The organism is uncultured Tateyamaria sp., from assembly GCF_947503415.1.
Classification (GTDB): domain Bacteria; phylum Pseudomonadota; class Alphaproteobacteria; order Rhodobacterales; family Rhodobacteraceae; genus Tateyamaria.
On sequence record NZ_CANNDS010000004.1, the window covers coordinates 371874 to 393790 of the forward strand.

Genomic DNA, 21917 nt, shown 5'->3' on the forward strand with positions numbered 1-21917 from the left:
AAATTCGTACGAATTTTCTTGGCCTGCGACCCGCCGATCAAGATGCGGCGAGCGCGTCGATGATGGGTTGGAAATCTGCGGCCTTGAGGGACGCGCCGCCGACGAGAGCACCGTCGACGTTCTCAGCCTCGAAGATTTCGGCAGCATTCGCGGGTTTCACAGAGCCACCGTAAAGCACGCGTATGGTTGCGCCTTCGTCGCCGAAGCGGGCGGTGAGTTTTTCGCGGATCATGTCGTGGGTTTCCACGATCTGTTCCATGGTGGGCACGCGGCCTGTGCCGATGGCCCAGATCGGTTCGTAGGCGATGACGGTGGTGTCTGCCGTGGCTGCATCGGGGACGGAGCCGTCAAGCTGTGCGGCAATGATATCAAGGCAGTCGGGGCCGAGCCGTTCTTCCTCGCTTTCGCCGATGCAGATGATCGCGGTCAAGCCCGCCGCGCGCGCGGCTTCGGCCTTGGCGCGAACCTGCGCGTCGCTTTCGCCATGATCTGCGCGCCGTTCGGAATGGCCGACGATGACCGCGCTGGCCCCAGCATCCTTGAGCATGGGGGCTGCCACATCGCCGGTATGCGCGCCGGTGTCGTGTTCGTGGCAATCCTGACCGCCGATTTCAACCGGGCTGCCCAGCGTGACGTCGGCGGCGCGCGTGAGTAGGGGCGCCGGGGGGCAGATGATGATTTGCGGGCCATCCTCGCCGCCGGTGAGCGTAGAGAGTTCGGCCAGCATCTCGGGTGTGCCGTTCATCTTCCAGTTGCCTGCTGCCAGTTTGCGCCGCATGTCGTTTCCTTCCCTGTTTGCGTTGGTCCTAGCATCGCGGTAGGGCTGCGCCAAGATGGAGTGCGTGACATGATCCCACGGTTGGATGCGGCGGCCCTTGCGGCTGGGGATGAGGAGAGCCTTGCGGCGCTGGGTGAGGCGGCGACGGGGGTGGGCTTTGCCACCGTTTACAACACCACTTTGTCCGCTGAACGGGTGGAGGAGGCAATTGCCACGTACCGTGCGTTTTTCCATTTGCCTGAGGCCGAGAAGCGGGCGGTGGATATGGCGCGGACCGGATCCAATCGCGGGTGGGGTGCGCCGGGATCAGAGCAGGTCGATCCGGAGGCGAACCCCGATTACAAGCAGTTCTTTGATGTGGGATTTCAGTTGCCCGAGGGCCATCCCCTTGGGGACAAGCGGTTTTATGCGCCGAACCTGTGGCCGAAGGACCCGGCATTTAAGGCCGTGATAACAGCATATTACAGCGACGCGTTGGATGTGGCGCGGGGGTTGTTGAAGGCGATTGCGCGCGCCATCGGGGCGGATGCGACGCATTTTGACGGGGCGTTTGAGACACCGATGGCGCTTTTGCGCGGCAACTTTTATCCGGCGCGGCCCGATTGGGCCGGGGCCAAGGACTTCGGGATTGCGACCCATACGGATTATGGGTGTTTGACCTTGCTTGCCACGGATGGATCGCCCGGGCTGGAGGTGCGCAAGCGTGGCGGCGGGTGGATCCCTGTAGCGGCACCCCCGGGGGAGTTCATCATCAACTTTGGTGAGATGCTGGAGTTCTGGACGGCAGGCCGGGTGAAGGCCACGCCGCACAGGGTTGTGGGCGGAACGGCGGAGCGGATTTCGATCCCGCTGTTTTTCAATCCAACCTATGACACGAATGTGGCCCCGGAGGGGTCGGATGAAGTGATGTTGGCGGGGGATCATCTGTCTGCGCGGTTCGAAGAAACCTATGTGCATTTACAAGCAAAGTCATAAGGTTGCAGCGCGAAGCTCATAGGTGGTTTAGGGCTTCGCGCGCCAGTGCCGTGGCCTCGTCCGCGTCATCCTGGGCGCTGTCGGGCAGAAACCAGTAGGGCATGTAGGTGGCGCTGCCGTCCTTGCGTTTGTAGTCCCAGCGCTCGAACTCCATGGCATCGAACCGGTCCTGCATCGCGCCTTGGCCTTTGAGCAGGAGGCGGCCATCGCTCATCAGGATGGCAAAGATTGTGCCCTCGCAATAGATCGAGAGGCCGCCGAACATCTTGCGGGTGGTGAGGGGGCCGAGGCCCGCGAAGAGATCAAGCGCGTGGTCGATCTCTTCGGCGCTGACGGCCATATTACTGGGCGTTCTGCTCGGCGCTGAGCGCTTCGACATCCTTGAACGAGATCGACTCGCCGCAACCGCAGGCATCCGTCACGTTGGGATTGTTGAACTTGAAGCCAGACTCCAAGAGCGAGGTTTCGTAGTCGATTTCCGTGCCGAAGAGGAACATCTGCGCCATGGGGGCGATCATCACTCGCGCGCCGTCCTGTTCCACCGTTTCGTCATTGGGGTCGGACACGTCCACGTATTCCATGGTGTACTCCATGCCTGCGCAGCCACCCTTTTTGACGCCGATGCGCAAGCCGGAATGGCCTTCTTTCTCCATCAGTTTGGAGATTTGCGCGGCGGCGCGGGCGGTGATGCTGACGGCTTGTTTGCCGGGGATCGAGAACATGGGGACCTCTGCGGTTATCCGACCGTTAAGGTAGGGCTTTGGGCGGCGTCGCGCAAGGGGCGCGGGCGTTTGAGAAAGCCGCCCACGGCGTCGAGTGCCGCGCGGATGGCGGGATCGTGGCGCGTGTCCTGATGACAGACCAGCCACTCTTCGGTGGTGAGCGCGTCGATCAGGTCGGACACGCGGACAAGGCCCGGGGCGGTATCTGCGGCAAAGGTGGGCAGCACGACCCGGCCCACGCCGCTTTGGGCCATGGCCATGCGCACTTGGGGATCATTGGCCACGGCGACCAGATCATGGCCGTGGTGGGCGACTGTCCATGCCTCGGAGGGCAGGGTGGCGGTGTCGTCGCTGGGACCGATCCATCCGGTGACATCCTCGGACACCGCGTAGATGGCGTGTTCGACCTTGCCCGTCCGTCTGCCTGCGAGCCAATCATGTTCCGGGCGGCGGTTGCGGATACCGATGTCGACTTCGCGCCGTTCGATGTCCATGTCTTCGTTGCAACTGACGAATTCGGGGGTCCAGCGGTCCCCATGGGTCCAGTAGCTGGCAAGATGCCGGGTGAGATAGAGCGTGGTCCATGTGCCGGCCGAGATACGCACGCGGGGCGCACCTGTCTGCGCGGCAGACCAGTGCGCGATGCCGCGCGCCGCCGCCTCCATTTTCTTGGCTTGGTCGAGCAGGGCGCGCCCCTCCGTGGTGGGGGTGTAGCCGGCAGAGCCATGGGCAAAGAGCCTGCGGCCCGTGCGCTGTTCCAGCGAGGTCATACGGCGTGACAGGGTGGCCTGGCTAAGCCCGGTTTCCTGTGCGGCACGGGCAAGCGAGCCGTGGCGGGCGACGGCGGCGAAGAGCCCGTAATCTGTCCAATCAGTGATTTGCATGAATGCAAGCCTAGCTGCGAAAGCGAGGTCTGACAATGGCCTCAGCTCGGTGTCATATCGGGGTCAGAGCGAAAGGATACATCATGCAAAAACACAATGGAGCATTGGAGATGGACACCGTTTACGGGCAGGAGCAGCGCCTATTTGCAAAAATGCAAGAGGAGGCGCAAATGCGCAAGCGGCGCAGCCAGCGCCGCAGGGTTCTGATGTGGGTGCTGCGTAAGTTGTGAAACCCACGCAAAAGGGCCGCCGTGAGTGCGGCGGCCCTTGGCAGGCCGGTGAGAGGTTGGGGACAGACACGCGGCCTATGCGGTGGACACCACACGCATAGTCCATGTCTGTGACAGTTCTGCGAAAGTCCGGTGACTGTTCTGTAAAAAAAGGGCAGGGGCGGATCGAGATCCGCCTTACATGAAGCCCAATTCGAGCCGCGCCTCGTCGGACATCATTTCCATGCCCCAGGGCGGCTCCCATGTGAGTTCCACATCCACATGTTTGACGCCCGGCAGGGGTTCGACCGCATCAGCCACCCAACCCGGCATCTCGCCCGCGACAGGACAGCCCGGAGCGGTGAGTGTCATGATGACCTTCACCTCGTTCTCGGCATTGATGTCGATGGTATAGATCAACCCAAGCTCGAAGATGTTCACTGGAATCTCAGGGTCGTAGACCGTGCGACAGGCTTCGACCACAGCTTCGTGCAGGGGATGATCGGTGGAGGACGGCGCAATGAGCGGTGTCCCTTCCATCTGTTCTGTGGGCTGGTTCATGTCGTCCCCGGATTTGTTCCTGAGTGTTTATATAGGGAACAGCATCGGGGCGGTAAAGGGCAGGGGACCGCAAAGGTGCCGATCCACGTTCAGGGTGCGCCCCGCACTGAGCGAAAAAAGAAGTCGAGCGCGTCCGTTGGCCGGGTGGGGTGGAACGTGTCGTAGAAGGCCTGATCCAGAATGGAGGGGTGCGACACGATCTTTTGGCTCAGCACTTCGAAAAAGCGGGCGACCAGCAATGCGCGGTCCTTTTCGTTGTAGTCAATGCGCCCGAAGATGGCATAGCGGTCCGTGGTGAAGGTGCGGGTGCCATTGTCGAAATCGCACCCCGGAACGCTGGCTGCGTTGGCGGTGATGATCTCTCGATCGCCGACATAGTAATAGATTTCCTGATTGCAGAATGCGCGTGCCGCTTCGGCGTGGGTGCGGAAGAAGCGCACCGGCCCGCGCCCCTGGATACCGGTTTCCAGCGCGGCTGTCGTCGCGGCACCGCTGCATTTGTCGGTTTCCTTCAGAAACTCGATCAGTGCATCGCGGTCGTTGGGCAGTTCGTCCGCGTCCAGCACAGCCCTTACGCCATCCCCTGCCGCCGTGGTGTTGCCCACCATCCCGAAGAGATAAAAGATCTTGTCCGAGCCGGGGGGAAGGAAGCTGGGACAGTGACCATCATCCGATGGCACGCGCGGGCGCTGCATGTTCTTGGGCGTGATATAGCTGACGCCCGTGAGGTAAATGGGCGCCGAGATCATCATTCCGGTGCGCCTGTCATTGGTGATCGTGGCAGGGTCGCAAAGCACGTCTATCAGAGGTTTTTCGGAGCCGTTTATGAACCGAAAACGGCTGCCCGCCTCACCGAGAGAGGCCGATTGCGCGCAATCGATGTCGAGGATCGACACGTCGTTGCTTTGCAGCGGCGCCATTGTCTCGGACCCGATCCGCATTTCGTTCAGCACTGCATCGCAGATCTTGACCACGTAGCCGGTGTAGTTCGACGCGGCGAGGGGGCCGGGCGTGGCCGCCGTCAACACCTCGTTGAGCGTGGAGGAGTGGTAGGAAAACGGTCGGGCGTGGTGACGCACACCGACGCGCAGGCGCGCCTGCGGATTGCCGAGGATGCACTGCGATATCGATTTGGGGTCTTTGGCCGCCGTGCGCGGCGCGCCTTGTGCCGTGGCTTGCACAACCAGCGCGATGGTCAGGGCGCAGCATGTCGCAAGGAACCGACCCTTCATGGCAGCGCCTTTTCCTTGGCTTCCCCGAACAGGATGCGTTGCACCAGCCATTGATGCTCGGGCATCCCGTCCTTGCCCAAACGCTGCTCTTCGGTGATTTCGATGAAGATGGCGAAGGTGATCATGAAGATGGTGGGCACGGCCGACATGATCAGGATATCGCGCAGAACGTAGCTGATCCCGCCATCGGGCAACTCCGGTGCCGCGAATGTATAGGTTACGAAGGTGACAAGTCCGAAAATGCTGACACAGGCCAGTGCGGACGGCACCCCGAGGAAGAGCACGGTGATTTCGTTGTAAAAGTCGTCATGTTTGTCGAGGATGATGAGCGTGCAGAAGGACAGCACAAAGCCCACCCCGAGCATCAGGGCGAAATGCAGGAAGTTCGTTTGAAACAGATCGACGATCTGCGTGGATGTCAGGTTCATCGGACCCGCCTCGTTCGCCAGTTCAGCCAACTCGCCGCCGACCGATCCGACAACCGCAAGGATGGATGGCAACAGGCAAAGCCCGAAGAGCCGCAGGAAGGGCATGCGCGCAAGGCTCCAGCCGCGTTTCCAGCTTTCCTGTTCCAGCCTGACCTCGCGCCCAAAGGCGACGGAGGTGACGGCCAACAGCGTGATGAGCGCCCCTTGCAGCGTTTCCCAGAAAGCTTCGCGGACCAGATCGGTGCGGATTGACAGGATGTAGCTGGATTGTGCCGCCTCTATGACGGGCATGCAGGATTTGACCTCTTCATCGGTTACGGCGGGATCAAGCGGTGGCGGTGGGGGTTCGTCGGAATAGCGCAGCCGCCGTGTATCATAGACGGCAATGCAGCGCTGTGCGGTCACGTCGATGCCTGCGGCGGTCGCAGCAGTGGTCACATCCTTTGTGGCGACCACCGGGTAGATCGTCACCGTCCGCTTGTGCCAATCGTAGTACAGGTAGAACGTCGTGAAGAACGCCAGGATCACCGACAGGAACGCCGCCATCGCGATGGAGTTCTGTTCGGGATTGTAGTTCCTGTCGATCACCGCAACGGATCGGTGCAATGGCGAGCCGGGGTCGAGGTTTTTGACCGACCGGTTGTTGCGGATGTAGTGGACCGCAAAGAGCGCCTTGACGTTGTTGGCGGCGGTGTTTGCCTTTTCCTGCAGGTCTTCAAGGCTGCGATCCGAGGGCACAAAGGTCATCAAATCGCTGCGCAGTCCGTCCATTTCGATCTGCAGCTTGCCCGCCATTTCCGTGAGCATATCCAATTCAGAGGCCGGGAAATACTTGGCCCTTTTGTGAGGTGTGACCGCGGGCGACAGGACGTCGATGGCACCGAGGGCCACTTCGATATCGTGCTGGTGGCCTGCGAGGTCATGAATGTCCTGATCCGGGCATTGCGCCTTCATCAACTGCCTGAAATGCGACAGCAGAGGTCCGGACCGGCGCGATGTCAGCGCCTGAAAGGCAGGAGTTTGCAGCGCGTCGATCACGCGGTAGACGCCGCGCGGGATGCCAGCCAGCCGGTGCGCCGCCGACCGGACCGAGTTTTCGATGGGGCGCATGGCCCCCACCGACATGATTGCAATCAGAAAGGCCGACACGAAAATCGGCTTGGCGTACACCGTTCCCTCAAGGTTCAGCACATCGCCTGCGAACGGATCGAACGAGGTGGTCGCGCCCACTTGCGCCTTGGCCATGTTGACATTCCGGATCAGGTCGAACAGCTCGGCCGAGGACAGGATGACGACGTAAGAGACCAGATAGAGCAGCGAATAGATGATGAACCCTACGAAGCCGTCTCGTGGCGTGCACAGATCATCGACCCGCGCATTGTGCAGGATCGGGTGGCGTTGAAACGGTTCTTGCTTGAGGCTTTCGCGGTAGTTGCGCCGTGCTTCGATCAATAGAGCGACGGCGCCGAAGGCGAACACCCCGGCGTAAATCATCAAATTCAAAGAACTTACCCTGTGGCTAGAGGCCTACCAGCATTTCTGGACGGCAGGGTTGCATGGCCCGGCCATCGGATCGGCATCTGTTGGGTTGAACGGGAGAGGGAACGCAGTAATCGCTACGAGTGCAAAAATTGAAAATAGTCGGGACATCAGAACATCCTCGTTTAAAATAATAATCTCTTGGTTAACACGAAATTAACCAAGTTGCAATCTCCAGTAGTGAGTTGCCCCGCCGTGGTAGAAAAAGGCCTGCTTTTCGTGCGGTGTCAGGCCCGTTTGCGCACCGGCTTGGGTTTCACGCGCGCCTCAATCATGTCGTAGAGCTTGCCAACGATATCCTTCCCGGTCGCATTCTCGATCCCTTCAAAGCCGGGGCTTGAGTTCACTTCCAGAACCTTGGGTCCGGTCTCGGATCGCAACAGGTCCACGCCTGCTTTGCCCAACCCAAACGCCCGCGCGGCACGGACCGCCGTTTCGCGTTCTTCCTTGCTGATCCGCACCGATTTGGCCGATCCGCCCCGATGCAGGTTGGAGCGGAAATCGCCCTCTGCCCCGGTGCGTTTCATGGAGGCCACCACCTTGCCATCGACCACGAGGCAACGGATGTCTTCGCCTGCGGCCTCTTTCACGAAGTCCTGCACAAGGAAGTTGGCGCGCAGACCGCGGAACGCGTCGATCACGGATTCGGCTGCTTTCTTGGTTTCGGCCAGCACGACGCCTTTGCCTTGGGTCGATTCCAGCAGTTTCACGATCACAGGTGCCGTGCCGACCAGCCCCATGATGTTGGCCGTGTCCTTGGGCGAGGCGGCAAAGGCCGTGGTGGGCATGCCAATCTTCTTCGACGCAAGGATCTGGTGCGCGTGTAGCTTGTCCCGGCTGGCCGTGATCCCGGCACTGCCGTTCAGGCAGTAGGTGCCCGTGGTTTCAAACTGTCGGATGACGGCGGTGCCGTAGGCGGTGATGGAGGCCCCGATGCGGGGGATCACCGCGTCATAGCGCGGCAAACGCTTGCCGTCGTAGTGAACCTCGGGTGCCATGGCGTTGATCGCCATGTAGCAGCGCGTGGTGTCGATCACCTCGACCGTGTGGCCGCGCGCCTCACCCACCTCGACAAGCCGCCGGGTGGAGTAGTTGTTTTCACGGCTGAGCACGGCGATGCGCAGGGCGCGGGCAGGGGCCACCTTGCGCATGGCCGATGAATGGTAGACGTCGTAGCTGAGGTCCGGCTGCAGCCGTTTTTCGGAGGCGGTGATGGTGATGTGATCCTGCAGGGCCTGCCGTCCCAGCAGCATGCGCGACGTCATGCCGGATCGGTCCGTCAGCGTCACCTCGATGGGCCAGGATTGCCCACCAACCTCAAGCCGGGTTTCAATCACATAGCGCAGTTCCGCCTCACCATTCGACGACGTAACCTCGCGCCGGTCGAGGATGGGGGCGGAGCAGGTGATGGACACATGATCCTTGCCCGCGATGGGATGCACGTTGAACCGGACCTTGGGTTGTTTGGCGGGGCCGAACACCTCGATATCATGGGCGTGCAGGGCGGATGTGCGCGCGCCTGTGTCGATCTTGGCCTTGAGGGCAGGCAGGCCCAGTTCGGGCAGCGACACCCATTCTTCCCAGCCGAAATTCAGCGTGTCCATGTGTATTTGTGTCCTGTCCCCGTGTGTTCAGCCACCGTATCAAGTGCGGTGTGCGCTCACAACGTAAAGACGGTGGGGCAGGCATTTGTTCCTGAGATCAGGCAATCAGGATGTTGCCCGCCTCGTCGTAATAGATGGTTTCGATGACGTCTCCGGCGGCGTCGAATGACACTTCCTCGACGTGCCACGCTTCGTTCCCGGAGTTGTCGTAGGTCGTCTGGTCGACCTGACGGCCGCCTGCATATGTCGACACGATCAGATCGCCGTCATCGCGCACCTCTTCGGTCAGCGCGATGCGTCCGTTGCCGTCGTATGTCGTCTCGAACGTGATCCAGTCGAACGTGTCGGCGTCGCCGTCGGTGAGGGTCTGGGTTGCCTTCCTGCCATTCTGGAAGGTGATCAGGTCGGAGCTGCCGTCGTCGTCTATGATCTCGCGTGAGGTCAACGCGCCTGTGTCCGCATCGTAGACAAGGGTTTTGGAGTGCCACGGCTTGTCATCGCCGCCATCCGTGATTGTACGGCTGGTTCGGTTGCCGGTCTCTGCATCGAAGGTCATCGCGTCGATGCGCCCGTTGTCCAGAACCTTGGTGGTGCCGATGCGGCCCCCTGTGTCGGCATCATATGTGGCGATGAGGAACGACCAAGGCTTGTCATTGTCCCCGTCCACATCGATCCGTGTGGTGCGCGTTCCGGTGACGGTGTCGAACCGTTCGATCAATTGGTCGCCATCGTCGAATTCCGTGGTGCGCGCGGTCTTCTGGCCAAGCCAGTCCCATTCTGTCGTGCGCGAGGACCAACTGGCATCATTTGCGCTGGTATCCGTGATTGTCTGGCTCACCCGTTGCGGCCCGAAAAACGTTTCTGAATTTGTGCTGCCATTGTCCATGACGGTGGTGCGGGCGGACAGAAGCCCGGACGCGTCATATTCGCTGGAGATGGTTGTCCAGCCCTGGCTGTTGTCCGTGTCCTCGACCGTGACGGTCGTGGAAGGGGGTCCGATGATGGGCATGGCTACGCCTCGCGCATTGGTTCAGGGACGGCACCCGATCACCGGGCGCCTTATGGAAACTCGCTCTGCGGTGGGTATGCGGACAATTTGTTGAAAAATGGGCGCAATGCGCCCAACCGTCGGGCGAATGAAGGGTCTTTCTGTGTGTCAGCGACCGGGACTTGGCATTTTGTGCTGAGCGCGGCATGAGGGGGGATGACCCGATTTTCCTTTGATCTGAAAGCGACCGATGGCCGGGCGCGCACCGGTGTGATCTCAACCCCGCGCGGCGACATTCGCACGCCTGCCTTCATGCCCGTGGGCACCGCCGCCACAGTCAAGGCGATGATGCCCGAAAACGTGCGCGCCACCGGCGCTGATATCCTGCTGGGCAACACGTATCATCTGATGCTGCGCCCCACGGCGGAGCGGATCGACCGTCTGGGTGGCCTGCACAAGTTCATGAACTGGGACCGGCCCATTCTGACGGACAGTGGCGGTTTTCAAGTGATGAGCCTTGCAGGCCTGCGCAAGCTGACCGAGGAGGGCGTGACCTTCAAATCCCATATCGACGGGTCCAAGCACGCACTGACGCCCGAGCGGTCGATGGAGATCCAGCGCCTGCTGGGCTCCGACATCGTCATGTGTTTTGATGAATGCCCCGCACTGCCTGCCGACCGGGACCGCATTGCTGAAAGTATGCGCCTGTCCATGCGGTGGGCCAAGCGGTCGCGTGACGCCTTTGGGGACCGGCCCGGTCATGCGCTGTTCGGCATTCAACAGGGTGGGCTCGAGGAAGATCTGCGCGGGGAAAGTGCAGAGGCTTTGAAAGAGATCGGCTTTGAAGGCTATGCGGTGGGTGGTCTGGCTGTGGGAGAGGGGCAGGAGGCCATGTTTGGCTGTCTCGACTACGCGCCCGAGCAGTTGCCACAGGACAAGCCGCGGTACCTGATGGGCGTGGGCAAGCCGGATGACATTGTGGGCGCTGTGGCCCGTGGCATTGACATGATGGATTGCGTGCTGCCGTCGCGGTCGGGCCGCACGGGGCAAGTGTTCACCCGCCATGGCGTGGTCAACATCAAGAACGCGCGTCACGCCGATGATCCGCGCCCCTTGGACGAAGACTGCACTTGTCCTGCTTGTTCACATTATTCCCGTGCGTACCTGCACCACGTGTTCCGGGCGCAGGAAATGATTTCGGGCATGCTGCTGACCTGGCACAACCTGCATTATTACCAAGAGATCATGCAGGGGATGCGTGACGCGATTGCGGGAGGCACGTTCGAGGCGTGGCAGGCAGCGTTTCATAGCGACAGAGCGGAGGGGGATATCCCGCCGCTCTGACGTTTTGCGTGTCAATCGCCGTCGGCGTTTGGAAGGTGCTCCAGATCGCAATAGTCGAACAGGACCTCTTCGAACGTGTCGCCGGTATCAAGCAGGACAGCGTTGATGCCCGCTTGTGCCCCGCTGTCGAGCATGTCGGTCTGCAGTTTCATACCGTGCTTGTTGATGGCGCGCGCCTTGAGCAGCGGTGTCGTCGGGGTCGACGCGATGTAGTTTGCAACCGCAGACTTGTTCGAGATCACTTCGACATTGGCCGAGGCCTTGCCGATGTTGCCGGTGGACAGTGCCGCCGATCCACCCAGCGTGACTTGGGTGTTTTTGGTTTGGCACAGCAGGACGGTCATGCCCTCTGTCTCGTGCACATCGGTGACGACGAGGTAGTTCTTTTTCCATGTGCCAGCGGCCAGTTTCTGGGCCAGCTTGGATCCGATGGAGCCGATATTGGTCATGGACCGGACCACCATGCCGGCGCCATTGTAGACCATGCTGTTCTTCTTTTCGAAGTTGACGGACAGTTGGACGGCGAAGTCCACGCCCTCCACCTTGCCCCCACCATCGGCTGTGGCGTTCACGATGGACACACCGTCCGATTGCAGCGATTCCACTTCGACCCGAGCGCTGTTTTCGGTTTCGAATTGAATGTCGAAATCTCTCGCAATGTTCCCAAGTTTGGTGAACGCACCCCCTTTGCCTTTGCCTCCGTGAATGGTGCCGTAGTCCCCGATCTTGACCGTTCGGTTCGGCGGCCACATCACTTGAAACCCAAACTGCTTTTCCATTGCTTTGGCGTAATCTGCTGGAAAACCCATAATAAAACTCCTGAAAAATTGTGAAAATGCGCGGGAATCGATCCGCATGGGCGGAGTGTACCAGTGGTGCGGTGATTCTCGTAATTCGGGAATCTTTCGTGCCATGGGCATGCCTGACGGGGCAGGGGCGAACCAACAGATGTGACCGGAGGCGACGTGGCGGGGACCAAAGGTCAGGAATTCCCCCATCGCCGCGTTTCCGAATGTGGCATACATTGTAATCAGTCGCACACCCTGGGGAGGGACCGTCATGCAGTTTGCAGTGTTCTCGTTTGTTTGGTTCTCAGTATCCGTATTGGCGGTCCTGACTCTGGTGTGACCCGCGCTTAGCTTGCCAGAATGATCAGCGCCCACCCGGCAATGCCGATCTGGGCAAGTTGGATGATCACGCTGAGCCCGTGCAACAATTTGAACCGGGCCGTATCGCCGCGGTCCGTGGCCGCGTTGATCTGATGCATCAGGCTTTGGCGGGCATATAACGTGCTCAGCGCGACGCCGATCAGTAGCCACGCAGCCAGCGTGTTGATGAAAAAGGCGATGGCACCGGCAACAGCAGCCGTTGCGATGACCCAAAGGTAATAGTGCGGGAATGCCCCTCGGATGCCCTTTCGCGCCAGCGCAGGCTCATAATTGGCGAACAAAACGGCGGCAAAGCCGAATGAAAACAGGGTCATACCGCCAAACAACAGGGCGGTCAGCAATACGGCGAGTGTGGACATGGGAAACTCCTCCTGAGCGTTGGGATTTAGGCCCGACACCTCCCGATCAAGCACATCTGCGTGCGCAGATTGCCGCATGGAACAGAAATGATCGCACGATGTTGCGGTTTGTTAACGTTCGACCACGACAATTTGTGCCAAAAAACTGGGGACAGATTGCTTCGCCCCATTGCACCCTTGCCGCGTGCGCGTCAGGATGCACCTTGAAACCGAGCGGCTGGGATCACAGATCAAACAGTCCGACACACGGAGACAGCACAGGGTTGCCGCCAAGCGGGACCGCGCTGTCTTGCCAATGATAAGGAATTATTGAGTATGCAAGAGCCACTCAACGCCTCGTACCCGGTGCTGCCGCTGCGCGATATCGTGGTGTTCCCCCACATGATCGTGCCGCTGTTCGTTGGACGTGACAAATCCGTCCGCGCGCTGGAAGAGGTGATGGCCGACGACAAGCAGATCCTGCTGTCGAGCCAGATCGACCCGTCCATCGACGACCCCGAAGCATCCGGCATCTACAAGGCTGGCGTTCTGGCCAATGTGCTGCAATTGCTGAAATTGCCCGATGGCACCGTAAAGGTGCTGGTGGAAGGGCAGGCGCGCGTGCGCATCACCGAGTATCTGGACAATGACAACTTCTTTGAGGCCCGCGCCGAGTATCTGACCGAGATGCCGGGTGACGTGGCCACGACCGAAGCCCTGCTGCGGTCCGTCGCTGACGAGTTCGAGCGCTATGCCAAGGTGAAGAAAAACATCCCCGAAGAGGCACTGGCCGCTGTCGGGGAAACGACCGAACCTGCCAAACTGGCCGATCTGGTGGCCGGGCATCTGGGCATCGAGGTAGATCAGAAGCAGGACCTGCTTGAGACGCTGGCGGTGAGCGAGCGGCTTGAGAAGGTCTATGGCCTTATGCAGGGCGAAATGTCTGTTCTGCAGGTCGAGAAGAAGATCAAGACCCGCGTGAAGTCCCAGATGGAGCGGACGCAACGCGAGTATTATCTGAACGAACAGATGAAAGCGATCCAGCAAGAGCTGGGCGATGGCGAAGACGGCAAGAACGAAGTTGCTGAACTTGAAGCGAAAATCGCTGAAACCAAGCTGTCGAAAGAAGCGCGCGAGAAAGCCGATGCAGAGCTGAAGAAGCTCAAGAACATGTCGCCCATGTCGGCCGAGGCCACTGTTGTGCGCAATTATCTGGACTGGATGCTGTCGATCCCGTGGGGCGTGAAATCCCGCGTGAAGAAGGATCTGGGCCGGGCCGAGCGTATCCTTGATAACGACCATTATGGCCTTGAAAAGGTCAAGGAGCGCATTGTCGAGTATCTGGCGGTACAGCAGCGTTCGAAGAAAATGAAGGGCCCGATCATGTGTCTGGTTGGCCCTCCGGGTGTGGGTAAAACCTCGCTGGGCAAATCGGTCGCCAAAGCCACGGGGCGCGAGTTCATTCGCATCTCTCTGGGTGGCGTGCGTGACGAATCCGAAATCCGGGGGCACCGTCGGACCTATATCGGGTCGATGCCCGGCAAGATCATTCAGGCGTTGAAGAAGGCGAAGACCACCAATCCCCTCATCCTGCTCGATGAGATCGACAAGATGGGACAGGACTTCCGCGGTGATCCGGCCTCGGCCATGCTTGAGGTGCTTGATCCGGAACAGAACGGCACGTTTGTGGACCACTACTTGGAAGTGGAATACGACCTGTCGAACGTGATGTTCCTGACCACGTCGAACAGCTACAACATGCCGGGTCCGTTGCTTGACCGGATGGAGATCATTCCGCTGGCGGGCTACACCGAAGATGAAAAGCGCGAGATTGCCAAGCAGCACCTGATCGCAAAGCAGGTGAAGAATCACGGTCTGAAGAAGTCCGAGTTCGTGCTGCAGGACGACGCGTTGTCGGACATCATCCGCTACTACACGCGGGAAGCCGGTGTGCGGAACCTTGAGCGCGAGATTGCCAAGGTGGCACGGAAATCGCTGACCAAGATCGTCAAGAAAGAGGCTGAGGAAGTCGTTGTAACCTCTGAAAACCTCGACGATTTTCTGGGTGTGCGCAAGCACCGCTATGGTCTGGCCGAACAGGATGACCAAATCGGCGTCGTGACCGGTCTGGCCTGGACGTCTGTAGGCGGTGACCTGTTGCATATCGAGGCGCTGAAGCTGCCCGGCAAAGGTCGGATGAAGACCACCGGTAAGCTGGGTGACGTGATGAAGGAATCCATCGACGCGGCCAGCTCTTACGTGCGGTCCATCAGCCCCGAAATTGGGGTGAAGCCGCCCCTGTTCGACAAGACGGACATCCACGTGCACGTGCCCGACGGTGCGACGCCCAAGGATGGCCCCTCTGCCGGCCTTGCGATGGTGACATCCATTGTGTCCGTGCTGACTGGCATTCCGGTCCGCAGAGACATCGCCATGACGGGCGAGGTGTCGCTGCGCGGCAACGCAATGCCCATCGGCGGGCTGAAGGAAAAGCTGCTGGCGGCGCTGCGCGGCGGGATCAAGACCGTTCTCATTCCAGAGGAGAACGAGAAGGACCTGACCGAAATACCCGACAACGTGAAAGAGGGCTTGGAAATCATCCCCGTTTCTCATGTGACCGAGGTGCTGGAGCGTGCGCTGGTGTCCAAGCCGGATGCCATCGAATGGGACGAAGCGGCCGAAGAAGCAGCGGCTGCTGCGGCGGCGACGGCGCGCGATTCCGGGGCAGGCGCAACAGCGCACTGACTTGTATTGTAGTTTAGGAAGGGCGCGTAAGCTGTTGCTTGCGCGCCCTTTTTGTTTCCGGATGTCTTGTGTGCCCAAGAAATGTTGCCAAAACCGCGACAATCCAAGTTCATTTTGCCGTTTTGTTGCGATGTTATGGATTGAGTTAAAGTTTCACGATATGGGTGCTGCGAGCAGTCCATAACGGAGAAGGCCAAAATGGCGACCCGCACCACAAAGACGACCCCCAAAACCACAACGACCCGCAGCACCGCGACCAAATCCAAATCGACGACCAAGGCAACGACACCGGCCAAGAGCACTGCGACGCCCGCTCCGGTCAAATCGGCGGCTCCTGTGGTCGTGGACGCGCCGACCCCCGTGGTGGCTGGTCCGATGATGCGCAAGAAAGAGTTGGTTGACGCGGCTGTCGCGCGCAGCGGCCTGAAGAAAAAAGACGTCAAACCGGCCATTGAAGCGGCATTGGCCGTGATGGGTGAGGCGCTGCAGGATGGCCGCAAGCTCAATCTGCCGCCGTTTGGCAAGGTGAAGATCAACCGCGAGAAGAAGCTTGCGTCTGGCCGCATGCTGGTGGCCCGCATCCGGCAGAACGATGGCACTGCCAAACCTGCTGACGACCAAGGGCCCGACACCGGGTCGAGTGCGGATACAGCACCCGGAACGGACAAGACCGCAGCCGAATAGCGTTTTGGGCCTGCTGGCCCTTGCAAGGTCCCGCGCACTTGGCTAAGACGCGCGGGCTTTGGGTGATTAGCTCAGTGGTAGAGCGCTTCGTTCACATCGAAGATGTCAGGAGTTCGAATCTCTTATCACCCACCAAGCATTCCCATTTCGGATTTAAGCTGCGTGCCCTCTGGCTGTAGGCCTGACCTTCGCGGTTGTCCGGGACGGGAGGTCGATCTCTTATCACCCTCCAAGCTTTGCCGTTGCGAATTCGAGCCGCGGTGGCTTTTGTTGATGACTTGACAGACGCGGCTTGGCGCTATGGCCGGTTCACTGTCATTCATTACACCTCAGACCGACAAGATTCCGTTCCACAGGGAAGCCTTATCGCGTTGCCTTAAGCACCATGTCCCTACAACCGGTCGATGCCCCGCTCGGCGCTTTACGTTTGCGCACCATCCCTGAACACATGATGCCAGCGCAGAATACGAACCGATTGCCTGAGACCCGACGGCCAGAAGGGGTCCGCCTCGACCAGTTTCTGCGCCTCTTCGTGCGTGTCGACTTCGACCAACCACGCACCGCCCGCCCCATCCGATCCATCGAAAAGTGGACCCGCCGATTGGATTTGCTTGGCGTTTTCGGCCAGAAACGCCAGATGCTCTTTCATCAACGCATCTCGCATATGGGACATGTCCGGGGCGTCTTCGAACAGGATAAGGTAAATCAATTGCGGCCTCCACGGTTGCTGCACACAGTGTGAACCTGCAAAATTGGCGGGTAAATGTGCATGAGTGCAGGAAAGGCCAGCAAAATTGCAGGGGATCGATTGGGAAGACTTGCACATCCTGCATGCCGTCGCGCATGCGGGCAGCTTTGCCAGCGCAGGTCAGGTGCTGGGCCAGCACGAAACAACGGTCGCGCGGCGCATTCGCAAGCTGGAACAGGCGTGCGGGCACATTCTGTGGCGCGGACCCGAGGCGGGTTTGACCGAAGAAGGGCACCTGCTGCTGTCGCATGTCGATGTCATGCAGGCAGAGGTACACGCCGCGCAAACCGCACTTGGCGGTGGCGCGCAGCCGAACGGCGCCGTGCGTCTTACCGCCGTGCCGTGGATCGTCGAAACCGTGCTGATCCCCGTGCTTGCGGACTGGCGGCCATCCGCGCCGGAGGTGCGAGTGTCCCTGCTTGCCGATCATGGCAACCTGAGCCTTTTGCAGGGCGATGCGGACATCGCGTTGCGGTTGGCGCGGCCCGAAGGTGAGGGCGACGCGGTGGCGCGGAAACTGTGCGACGTGCCCTTTGTCGCGGCTGGCGATGGCCCGGGCTGGATCGGATACGGCCCTGAAAACGCACATCTTCCCCAATCCATTTGGACAGAGGCGATGCAGGAACCCATCGCGCTGCGGGTGTCGGATGTAATGTCCGCGCGGGCCGCCGTGGCCCAAGGCATCGGCAAGGCATGGTTGCCGCGCGCCCTGGCGGCTGGATTTCCGACATCGGCCCACGTGGAATCGCGTCCGCTTTGGTGCGTCTTGCATCCGCGCACCCGGTTTGCGCCGGGTGTCCGCGCGGTTGTGGACCACGTACTGCCCCTTGTGGCGCGCGCCGTGTGCGCGTAGCTCAGCCCCATGACCTATCCCGACCTTCTGATCCTGCGCCATGGTGAGACGGAGTGGAACCGTGCGGGCCGCATGCAGGGTGAGGCGGACAGCCCGCTGACTGACCGTGGCCGCGCGCAGGCCGCAGCGCAGGGTCGATTGCTTGGTCAAATGGACCTGACGCGGTGGGGGATGTGGACAAGCCCTTTGGGCCGCTGTTTGCAAACGGCGGCGATTGCCTTGGGGGATCAAGCGGGCATGGCGCGACAAGACCGCCGGTTGATCGAAATCACCCTTGGCGACTGGACTGGAAAGTTGCGCACGGAGATTGCTGCCGAAGCACCTCTGCTCTTTGACGCTGGGGACGGTATGGACTGGTATGATCATGCGCCGGGCGGCGAGGGCCTTGAGGCGCTCTATGCCCGCACAGGCGCGTTTCTGGCGGACCTTGAGCAGCCCGCAGTCATCGTCACCCACGGGATCACATCGCGCATGATGCGCTGCCACTACCTGGGGCTGGAGCCTGCCGCGTTCGCCGATTTGCCCGGCGGACAGGGCGTCATTTACCACATGGCCAGCGGCGCGCAGTCTTGCCTTGCAGAAGGGGGTTGAACGCCCCCGCAGCCTTGGGCTAAGAGGCGTCATATCGGGTCGTTAGCTCAGTTGGTAGAGCGCTTCGTTTACACCGAAGATGTCGGGAGTTCGAGCCTCTCACGACCCACCATACCCCTCCATTCATTTTGCCTGTTTCGTGCCTGTTGACGCGTCGTCTTGGTTTGCCAATTCGCGTTTGGTTCGTGCCGAGGACGCGGCCAAAGCGAACGGCGCTTCCTCAGGGGCTGACATCACTGCTTGTGAAGCAGCATGTTCTGACCGTATTGGTGCATTTGGGACAAGCGGCGCTGACATCATTCGGGCACGGGTATGGCCTCGTGCATTCTGATCCAGCAGACCTTGGGGGGTAGGATGACAGATACCGCGTTGGATGAGGTGCGCGCCGAAACGGACACCGGCGCGCTTTGGGCATTGTTGCTGCGGTATTTCCACGACCACGGCATCAGCAAGGTCAGTTATCATCACTGTTCCGGTGATTTCCGGACGCGGCGCGCCGTCAACATCAGCGCGGACGGCTTCTCCGATGAATGGGTGTGCCATTACATCGAGCAAAAGCTCTATACGATTGACCCTATCACCGAATTTGCGCAGGCCGTCACCACTCCGTTTCGCTGGTCCGACATTCGGGACCTTGTGCGTCTGACGGCGGATCAGCAGACCTATCTGGACGAAATGCGCGAGGCGGGCGTCGGCGACGGGCTGGCCTTTCAGGTGTTCGGGCCAGGCCTGCGCAACGGGTATGTGGGGTTGGGCATGGATCATCCGCGGGACTTTCCGGCTGATTCCAGCATCCTCGACATCCAGATCATGGCGCAGGCAGGCCACATTCGCTATTGCGAACTGAACCCACCCGCGCTGGCGTTGGCTGACCTGTCGCCCCGCGAACGTCAGATCTTGCGATGGATCGCGCGCGGCAAGTCCAACAGCGCAATTGCGGATATATTGCTGTTGTCACCGCACACGGTCGACACGCTTGTTCGGCGCATTTTTGCAAAGCTGGGTGTCGCGGACCGGACAACGGCTGCCATCCAAGGGATTGGCGCCGGTCTGATCCTGCCCTGAAGTCATGTCACGTAAGCGCGTGACATGACATGCCTCACCCGCACTCCCTAGAACGCATGACGCTTTAGCAGATGTTTAGGGAATTGTTATGCAAGGAATTACCGTCCAGAGCCCCGTGCTGGGTGCACAGGTGCAGGGGCTGTTGCGAGAGTTGGATGATCTTCCGCAAGAAGGGAAAACAAGTGCCGCATTGGCCGTAGCGGCCAGCCTGCTCGAATATGCAGCCTACGAAATGGCTCAGTCAGACGAAGCGCGGGAGGTCGCCCGTCTGATCCTCTTGGCCGCTGACATGGAGCGCACGGCACAGGAATTGCGCGACAAGTCGCAGGGCTGATCCCGTCACCTGTGAAGCGGCGCACAGGCGGGGTGGACATCTGTTGCTTGTGGGATGGGTTTCAGCCGTTATCTTGCAGGGAGATCCCCAAGGAGAACCCCCATGAGCTGGAACCCCGCCCTTGATCCCGATTGTCCCAAGGGGGACGCCGTTGATGCCATCGAGACCGTGATTGTGCCGCGCGCCCGTGATCTGGGTGGCTTCGAAGTGCGCCGCGCATTGCCCGCGCCACGTCGGCAGATGGTCGGGCCGTTCATCTTCTTTGATCAGATGGGGCCGGCGGAGTTCGTGACCGGCAAGGGCATCGACGTGCGCCCGCACCCGCATATCGGGTTGGCGACAGTCACGTATCTTTACAAGGGCAAGATTCATCACCGCGATTCTCTTGGCACGGATCAATGGATTGAACCCGGTGCCGTCAACTGGATGGTGGCCGGGCATGGCATCACCCATTCCGAACGGACCGACGGTGAAATTCGCCAGAAACCGCACAACCTGTTTGGCATTCAGACATGGGTCGCTTTGCCCAAGGATGCCGAGGACAATCCGGCGGACTTCCAGCATGCGCCCAAGGACACGCTTCCGGTGCTTGAGGGGGAGGGCAAGGAAGTGCGATTGATCCTTGGTGACGCCTGGGGCGAAAAGGCGCCCGTAGAGACGTTTTCGGAGATGTTCTATGCCGACGCCGTGCTGGAGGCGGGTGCGCGCATCCCGATGCCGGACAACCACGAAGACCGCGGCGTTTATGTCGTGGACGGGTCTGTCAGTGTGGCGGGTGAAAGCTATGACGCAGGCCAGATGATGGTGTTCCGACCGGGCGATGCCATGTCCCTGACAGCTGGTGAACAGGGCGCGCGCCTGATGTTGCTGGGGGGCGCTACGCTGGAAGGGTCGCGGTACATCTGGTGGAATTTTGTGGCCTCGTCTCAGGACCGCATCGACGCCGCCAAGGAGGCGTGGCGCGCAGGAGATTGGGCACATGGCCGGTTCCAGCTCCCACCGGGGGATGAGGACGAATTCATCCCGTTGCCTGACAAATGAGACGCTTGTGACCGCGCCAGACATACAGATCCGCGCCATGGCTGAGGCGGATTTGCCCGCTGTTCAGGCCCTGCATCTGGACAGTTGGCGCCACAGCTATGCCGGGCTGAAGGATGACGCGTTTCTGGACGGGCCAGTTGTCGATGAAATGGCGGGCCGTTGGCGCGCTTTGCCTTCAAAGGACGACGTTGCGCTTGTGGCGGAGCAGGAGGGTGAGATCGTGGCCCTTGCATTGGTGTTTGCAACGCACCCCGAGGGTCCGTTGCTGGAAAGCCTGCATGTGAGGTCCGATCAGCAAGGCAAGGGCGTCGGGCGTCGTCTTGTTTCCGCGACAACGGCGGAGCTGGCGGCGCGTGGGTATGACACGTTGTGGCTTGAGGTGATCGCAGGCAACCGCGCGGCGCGGACAATCTATGCGAAATGGGGTGGCGTCGAAAGCTGGCCGTTCAAGGATGTTATCGCAGGACAAGAGGTGTCGGCGGTCAAGGTACGCTGGTCGTCTTTGACGCCTTTGATTGCGCTTGGCTAACCTGTGATTGGCGTCGAACGGGGCCCAACCAGACCAGCGTTCACATCGGCAAGTGCCGTCAATGCAAGCTGCCCGAAGGGCCTGCCGCTCATCGCTATCAATGACGGTGACGCTGTTCTTGCTTCGGGCATGTCATCGTCACAAAGTGATCACGGGGCGATTGATCCGCGCATCGTGAACCACGTTTGAACCCCGGAAACGTCCGAAGCATTGACTTCGAAAGCGGATGCAACGCCCAGTCCGCCACCGCATTCATCAATCGCGGACCCGATTTGCGCCAAGTTACCCGCGAAATTTCACCTTGCTGGGAAAAGCCCGCTTGACGCGGGTTGTCCCGCGCCATAAACCGCGAAAACGCAGCGGGCGGTTGTAGCTCAGTTGGTTAGAGTACCGGCCTGTCACGCCGGGGGTCGCGGGTTCGAGCCCCGTCAACCGCGCCACTGCTTACCTTGGGTTCTGGGGACACAGGACCATGATGCGCGGTTGTAGCTCAGTTGGTTAGAGTACCGGCCTGTCACGCCGGGGGTCGCGGGTTCGAGCCCCGTCAACCGCGCCA

General features: G+C 60.5%; 23 protein-coding genes and 4 tRNA genes. 15 read left to right on the forward strand and 12 right to left on the reverse strand.

Features of this window, described 5'->3' with window-relative positions; translation table 11 throughout:
• Nucleotides 1–37 precede the first annotated feature (37 nt).
• On the reverse strand, nucleotides 38–778 hold the full coding sequence (gene tpiA, locus Q1A32_RS20800; protein WP_299657588.1) for a triose-phosphate isomerase: 741 nt from the start codon (nucleotides 776–778) through the stop codon (nucleotides 38–40).
• A 69-nt stretch (nucleotides 779–847) separates the two neighbouring features.
• On the opposite strand from tpiA, the gene Q1A32_RS20805 reads away from it, so the two are divergent.
• Entirely contained in the window at nucleotides 848–1753 is a 906-nt protein-coding gene (locus Q1A32_RS20805; RefSeq protein WP_299657590.1) for an isopenicillin N synthase family oxygenase, read from the forward strand.
• Nucleotides 1754–1769: 16 nt separating this feature from the next.
• Here Q1A32_RS20805 and Q1A32_RS20810 read toward each other — a convergent pair whose 3' ends face one another.
• Genes Q1A32_RS20810 through Q1A32_RS20820 form a run of 3 tightly spaced genes read right to left on the reverse strand, consistent with a single transcriptional unit; the run spans nucleotide 1770 to nucleotide 3359 of the window.
• A complete protein-coding gene (locus tag Q1A32_RS20810; protein WP_299657592.1) occupies nucleotides 1770–2093 on the reverse strand; it encodes a TfoX/Sxy family protein in 324 nt (107 codons plus the stop codon).
• Nucleotide 2094: 1 nt separating this feature from the next.
• Nucleotides 2095–2475 carry an iron-sulfur cluster assembly accessory protein gene (locus Q1A32_RS20815; RefSeq protein WP_299657594.1) on the reverse strand — a complete coding sequence of 127 codons (381 nt, stop codon included), beginning with the start codon at nucleotides 2473–2475 and terminating at the stop codon, nucleotides 2095–2097.
• 14 nt (nucleotides 2476–2489) lie between these two features.
• A complete protein-coding gene (locus Q1A32_RS20820; protein ID WP_299657596.1) occupies nucleotides 2490–3359 on the reverse strand; it encodes a LysR family transcriptional regulator in 870 nt (289 codons plus the stop codon).
• A gap of 83 nt (nucleotides 3360–3442) precedes the next feature.
• Between Q1A32_RS20820 and Q1A32_RS20825 the strand changes: the two genes are divergently transcribed.
• Nucleotides 3443–3589 (forward strand): hypothetical protein, encoded by a 147-nt coding sequence (locus Q1A32_RS20825; RefSeq protein WP_299614314.1) that lies wholly within the window; start codon nucleotides 3443–3445, stop codon nucleotides 3587–3589.
• 177 nt (nucleotides 3590–3766) lie between these two features.
• Here Q1A32_RS20825 and Q1A32_RS20830 read toward each other — a convergent pair whose 3' ends face one another.
• From Q1A32_RS20830 to Q1A32_RS20850, 5 genes are all read right to left on the reverse strand, one after another.
• A complete protein-coding gene (locus Q1A32_RS20830; protein WP_299614315.1) occupies nucleotides 3767–4129 on the reverse strand; it encodes an SUF system Fe-S cluster assembly protein in 363 nt (120 codons plus the stop codon).
• 89 nt (nucleotides 4130–4218) lie between these two features.
• Complete coding sequence (locus Q1A32_RS20835) at nucleotides 4219–5361, reverse strand: hypothetical protein (RefSeq protein ID WP_299657598.1); 1143 nt, start codon at nucleotides 5359–5361, stop codon at nucleotides 4219–4221.
• Entirely contained in the window at nucleotides 5358–7283 is a 1926-nt protein-coding gene (locus Q1A32_RS20840) for a hypothetical protein (RefSeq protein WP_299657641.1), read from the reverse strand. Before Q1A32_RS20840 ends, Q1A32_RS20835 begins: the two co-directional genes overlap by 4 nt.
• Before the next feature lie 272 nt (nucleotides 7284–7555).
• Nucleotides 7556–8932, reverse strand: a complete 1377-nt coding sequence (rimK, locus tag Q1A32_RS20845) for a 30S ribosomal protein S6--L-glutamate ligase (RefSeq protein ID WP_299614317.1) — start codon at nucleotides 8930–8932, stop codon at nucleotides 7556–7558.
• Nucleotides 8933–9029: 97 nt separating this feature from the next.
• Entirely contained in the window at nucleotides 9030–9941 is a 912-nt protein-coding gene (locus tag Q1A32_RS20850; RefSeq protein WP_299657600.1) for a hypothetical protein, read from the reverse strand.
• Nucleotides 9942–10136: 195 nt separating this feature from the next.
• Here Q1A32_RS20850 and tgt point away from each other — a divergent pair, with 195 nt between their 5' ends.
• Nucleotides 10137–11264: a tRNA guanosine(34) transglycosylase Tgt gene (gene tgt, locus Q1A32_RS20855; protein WP_299657602.1), complete on the forward strand. Its 1128-nt coding sequence runs from the start codon at nucleotides 10137–10139 to the stop codon at nucleotides 11262–11264.
• 11 nt (nucleotides 11265–11275) lie between these two features.
• Here the strand turns inward: tgt and Q1A32_RS20860 are convergent, their stop codons facing one another.
• Together Q1A32_RS20860 and Q1A32_RS20865 are read right to left on the reverse strand one after the other, a co-directional pair.
• The gene (locus Q1A32_RS20860) at nucleotides 11276–12073 is read right to left on the reverse strand and encodes a hypothetical protein (protein WP_299657604.1); all 798 of its coding nucleotides are present in this window, start codon (nucleotides 12071–12073) and stop codon (nucleotides 11276–11278) included.
• Between the two features lie 326 nt (nucleotides 12074–12399).
• The gene (locus Q1A32_RS20865) at nucleotides 12400–12792 is read right to left on the reverse strand and encodes a DUF4149 domain-containing protein (RefSeq protein WP_299657606.1); all 393 of its coding nucleotides are present in this window, start codon (nucleotides 12790–12792) and stop codon (nucleotides 12400–12402) included.
• A gap of 315 nt (nucleotides 12793–13107) precedes the next feature.
• Here Q1A32_RS20865 and lon point away from each other — a divergent pair, with 315 nt between their 5' ends.
• The 3 genes from lon (at nucleotide 13108) to Q1A32_RS20880 (ending at nucleotide 16335) form a co-directional block, all read left to right on the forward strand.
• On the forward strand, nucleotides 13108–15516 hold the full coding sequence (lon, locus tag Q1A32_RS20870) for an endopeptidase La (RefSeq protein WP_299657608.1): 2409 nt from the start codon (nucleotides 13108–13110) through the stop codon (nucleotides 15514–15516).
• A gap of 198 nt (nucleotides 15517–15714) precedes the next feature.
• Complete coding sequence (locus Q1A32_RS20875) at nucleotides 15715–16200, forward strand: HU family DNA-binding protein (RefSeq protein ID WP_299657610.1); 486 nt, start codon at nucleotides 15715–15717, stop codon at nucleotides 16198–16200.
• Nucleotides 16201–16260: 60 nt separating this feature from the next.
• Nucleotides 16261–16335 (forward strand) — tRNA-Val (locus tag Q1A32_RS20880).
• A gap of 286 nt (nucleotides 16336–16621) precedes the next feature.
• Here the strand turns inward: Q1A32_RS20880 and Q1A32_RS20885 are convergent.
• Entirely contained in the window at nucleotides 16622–16909 is a 288-nt protein-coding gene (locus Q1A32_RS20885) for a YciI family protein (RefSeq protein WP_299657612.1), read from the reverse strand.
• An 85-nt stretch (nucleotides 16910–16994) separates the two neighbouring features.
• On the opposite strand from Q1A32_RS20885, the gene Q1A32_RS20890 reads away from it, so the two are divergent.
• The 9 genes from Q1A32_RS20890 to Q1A32_RS20930 all read left to right on the forward strand — a co-directional run bounded on the left by Q1A32_RS20890 (nucleotide 16995) and on the right by Q1A32_RS20930 (nucleotide 21917).
• Nucleotides 16995–17801, forward strand: coding sequence for a LysR family transcriptional regulator (locus tag Q1A32_RS20890; RefSeq protein WP_299657614.1), 807 nt, complete (start codon nucleotides 16995–16997; stop codon nucleotides 17799–17801).
• 9 nt (nucleotides 17802–17810) lie between these two features.
• Complete coding sequence (locus tag Q1A32_RS20895; protein ID WP_299657616.1) at nucleotides 17811–18392, forward strand: histidine phosphatase family protein; 582 nt, start codon at nucleotides 17811–17813, stop codon at nucleotides 18390–18392.
• 36 nt (nucleotides 18393–18428) lie between these two features.
• Nucleotides 18429–18504: transfer RNA gene (locus tag Q1A32_RS20900), tRNA-Val, on the forward strand.
• Nucleotides 18505–18746: 242 nt separating this feature from the next.
• Nucleotides 18747–19457 carry a LuxR family transcriptional regulator gene (locus tag Q1A32_RS20905; RefSeq protein ID WP_299657618.1) on the forward strand — a complete coding sequence of 237 codons (711 nt, stop codon included), beginning with the start codon at nucleotides 18747–18749 and terminating at the stop codon, nucleotides 19455–19457.
• An 88-nt stretch (nucleotides 19458–19545) separates the two neighbouring features.
• Entirely contained in the window at nucleotides 19546–19791 is a 246-nt protein-coding gene (locus tag Q1A32_RS20910) for a hypothetical protein (RefSeq protein WP_299657620.1), read from the forward strand.
• 102 nt (nucleotides 19792–19893) lie between these two features.
• Nucleotides 19894–20832 carry a pirin family protein gene (locus tag Q1A32_RS20915; RefSeq protein ID WP_299657622.1) on the forward strand — a complete coding sequence of 313 codons (939 nt, stop codon included), beginning with the start codon at nucleotides 19894–19896 and terminating at the stop codon, nucleotides 20830–20832.
• A 7-nt stretch (nucleotides 20833–20839) separates the two neighbouring features.
• Nucleotides 20840–21361, forward strand: a complete 522-nt coding sequence (locus Q1A32_RS20920; RefSeq protein WP_299657624.1) for a GNAT family N-acetyltransferase — start codon at nucleotides 20840–20842, stop codon at nucleotides 21359–21361.
• A gap of 363 nt (nucleotides 21362–21724) precedes the next feature.
• Nucleotides 21725–21801 (forward strand) — tRNA-Asp (locus Q1A32_RS20925).
• Between the two features lie 39 nt (nucleotides 21802–21840).
• Nucleotides 21841–21917 (forward strand) — tRNA-Asp (locus Q1A32_RS20930).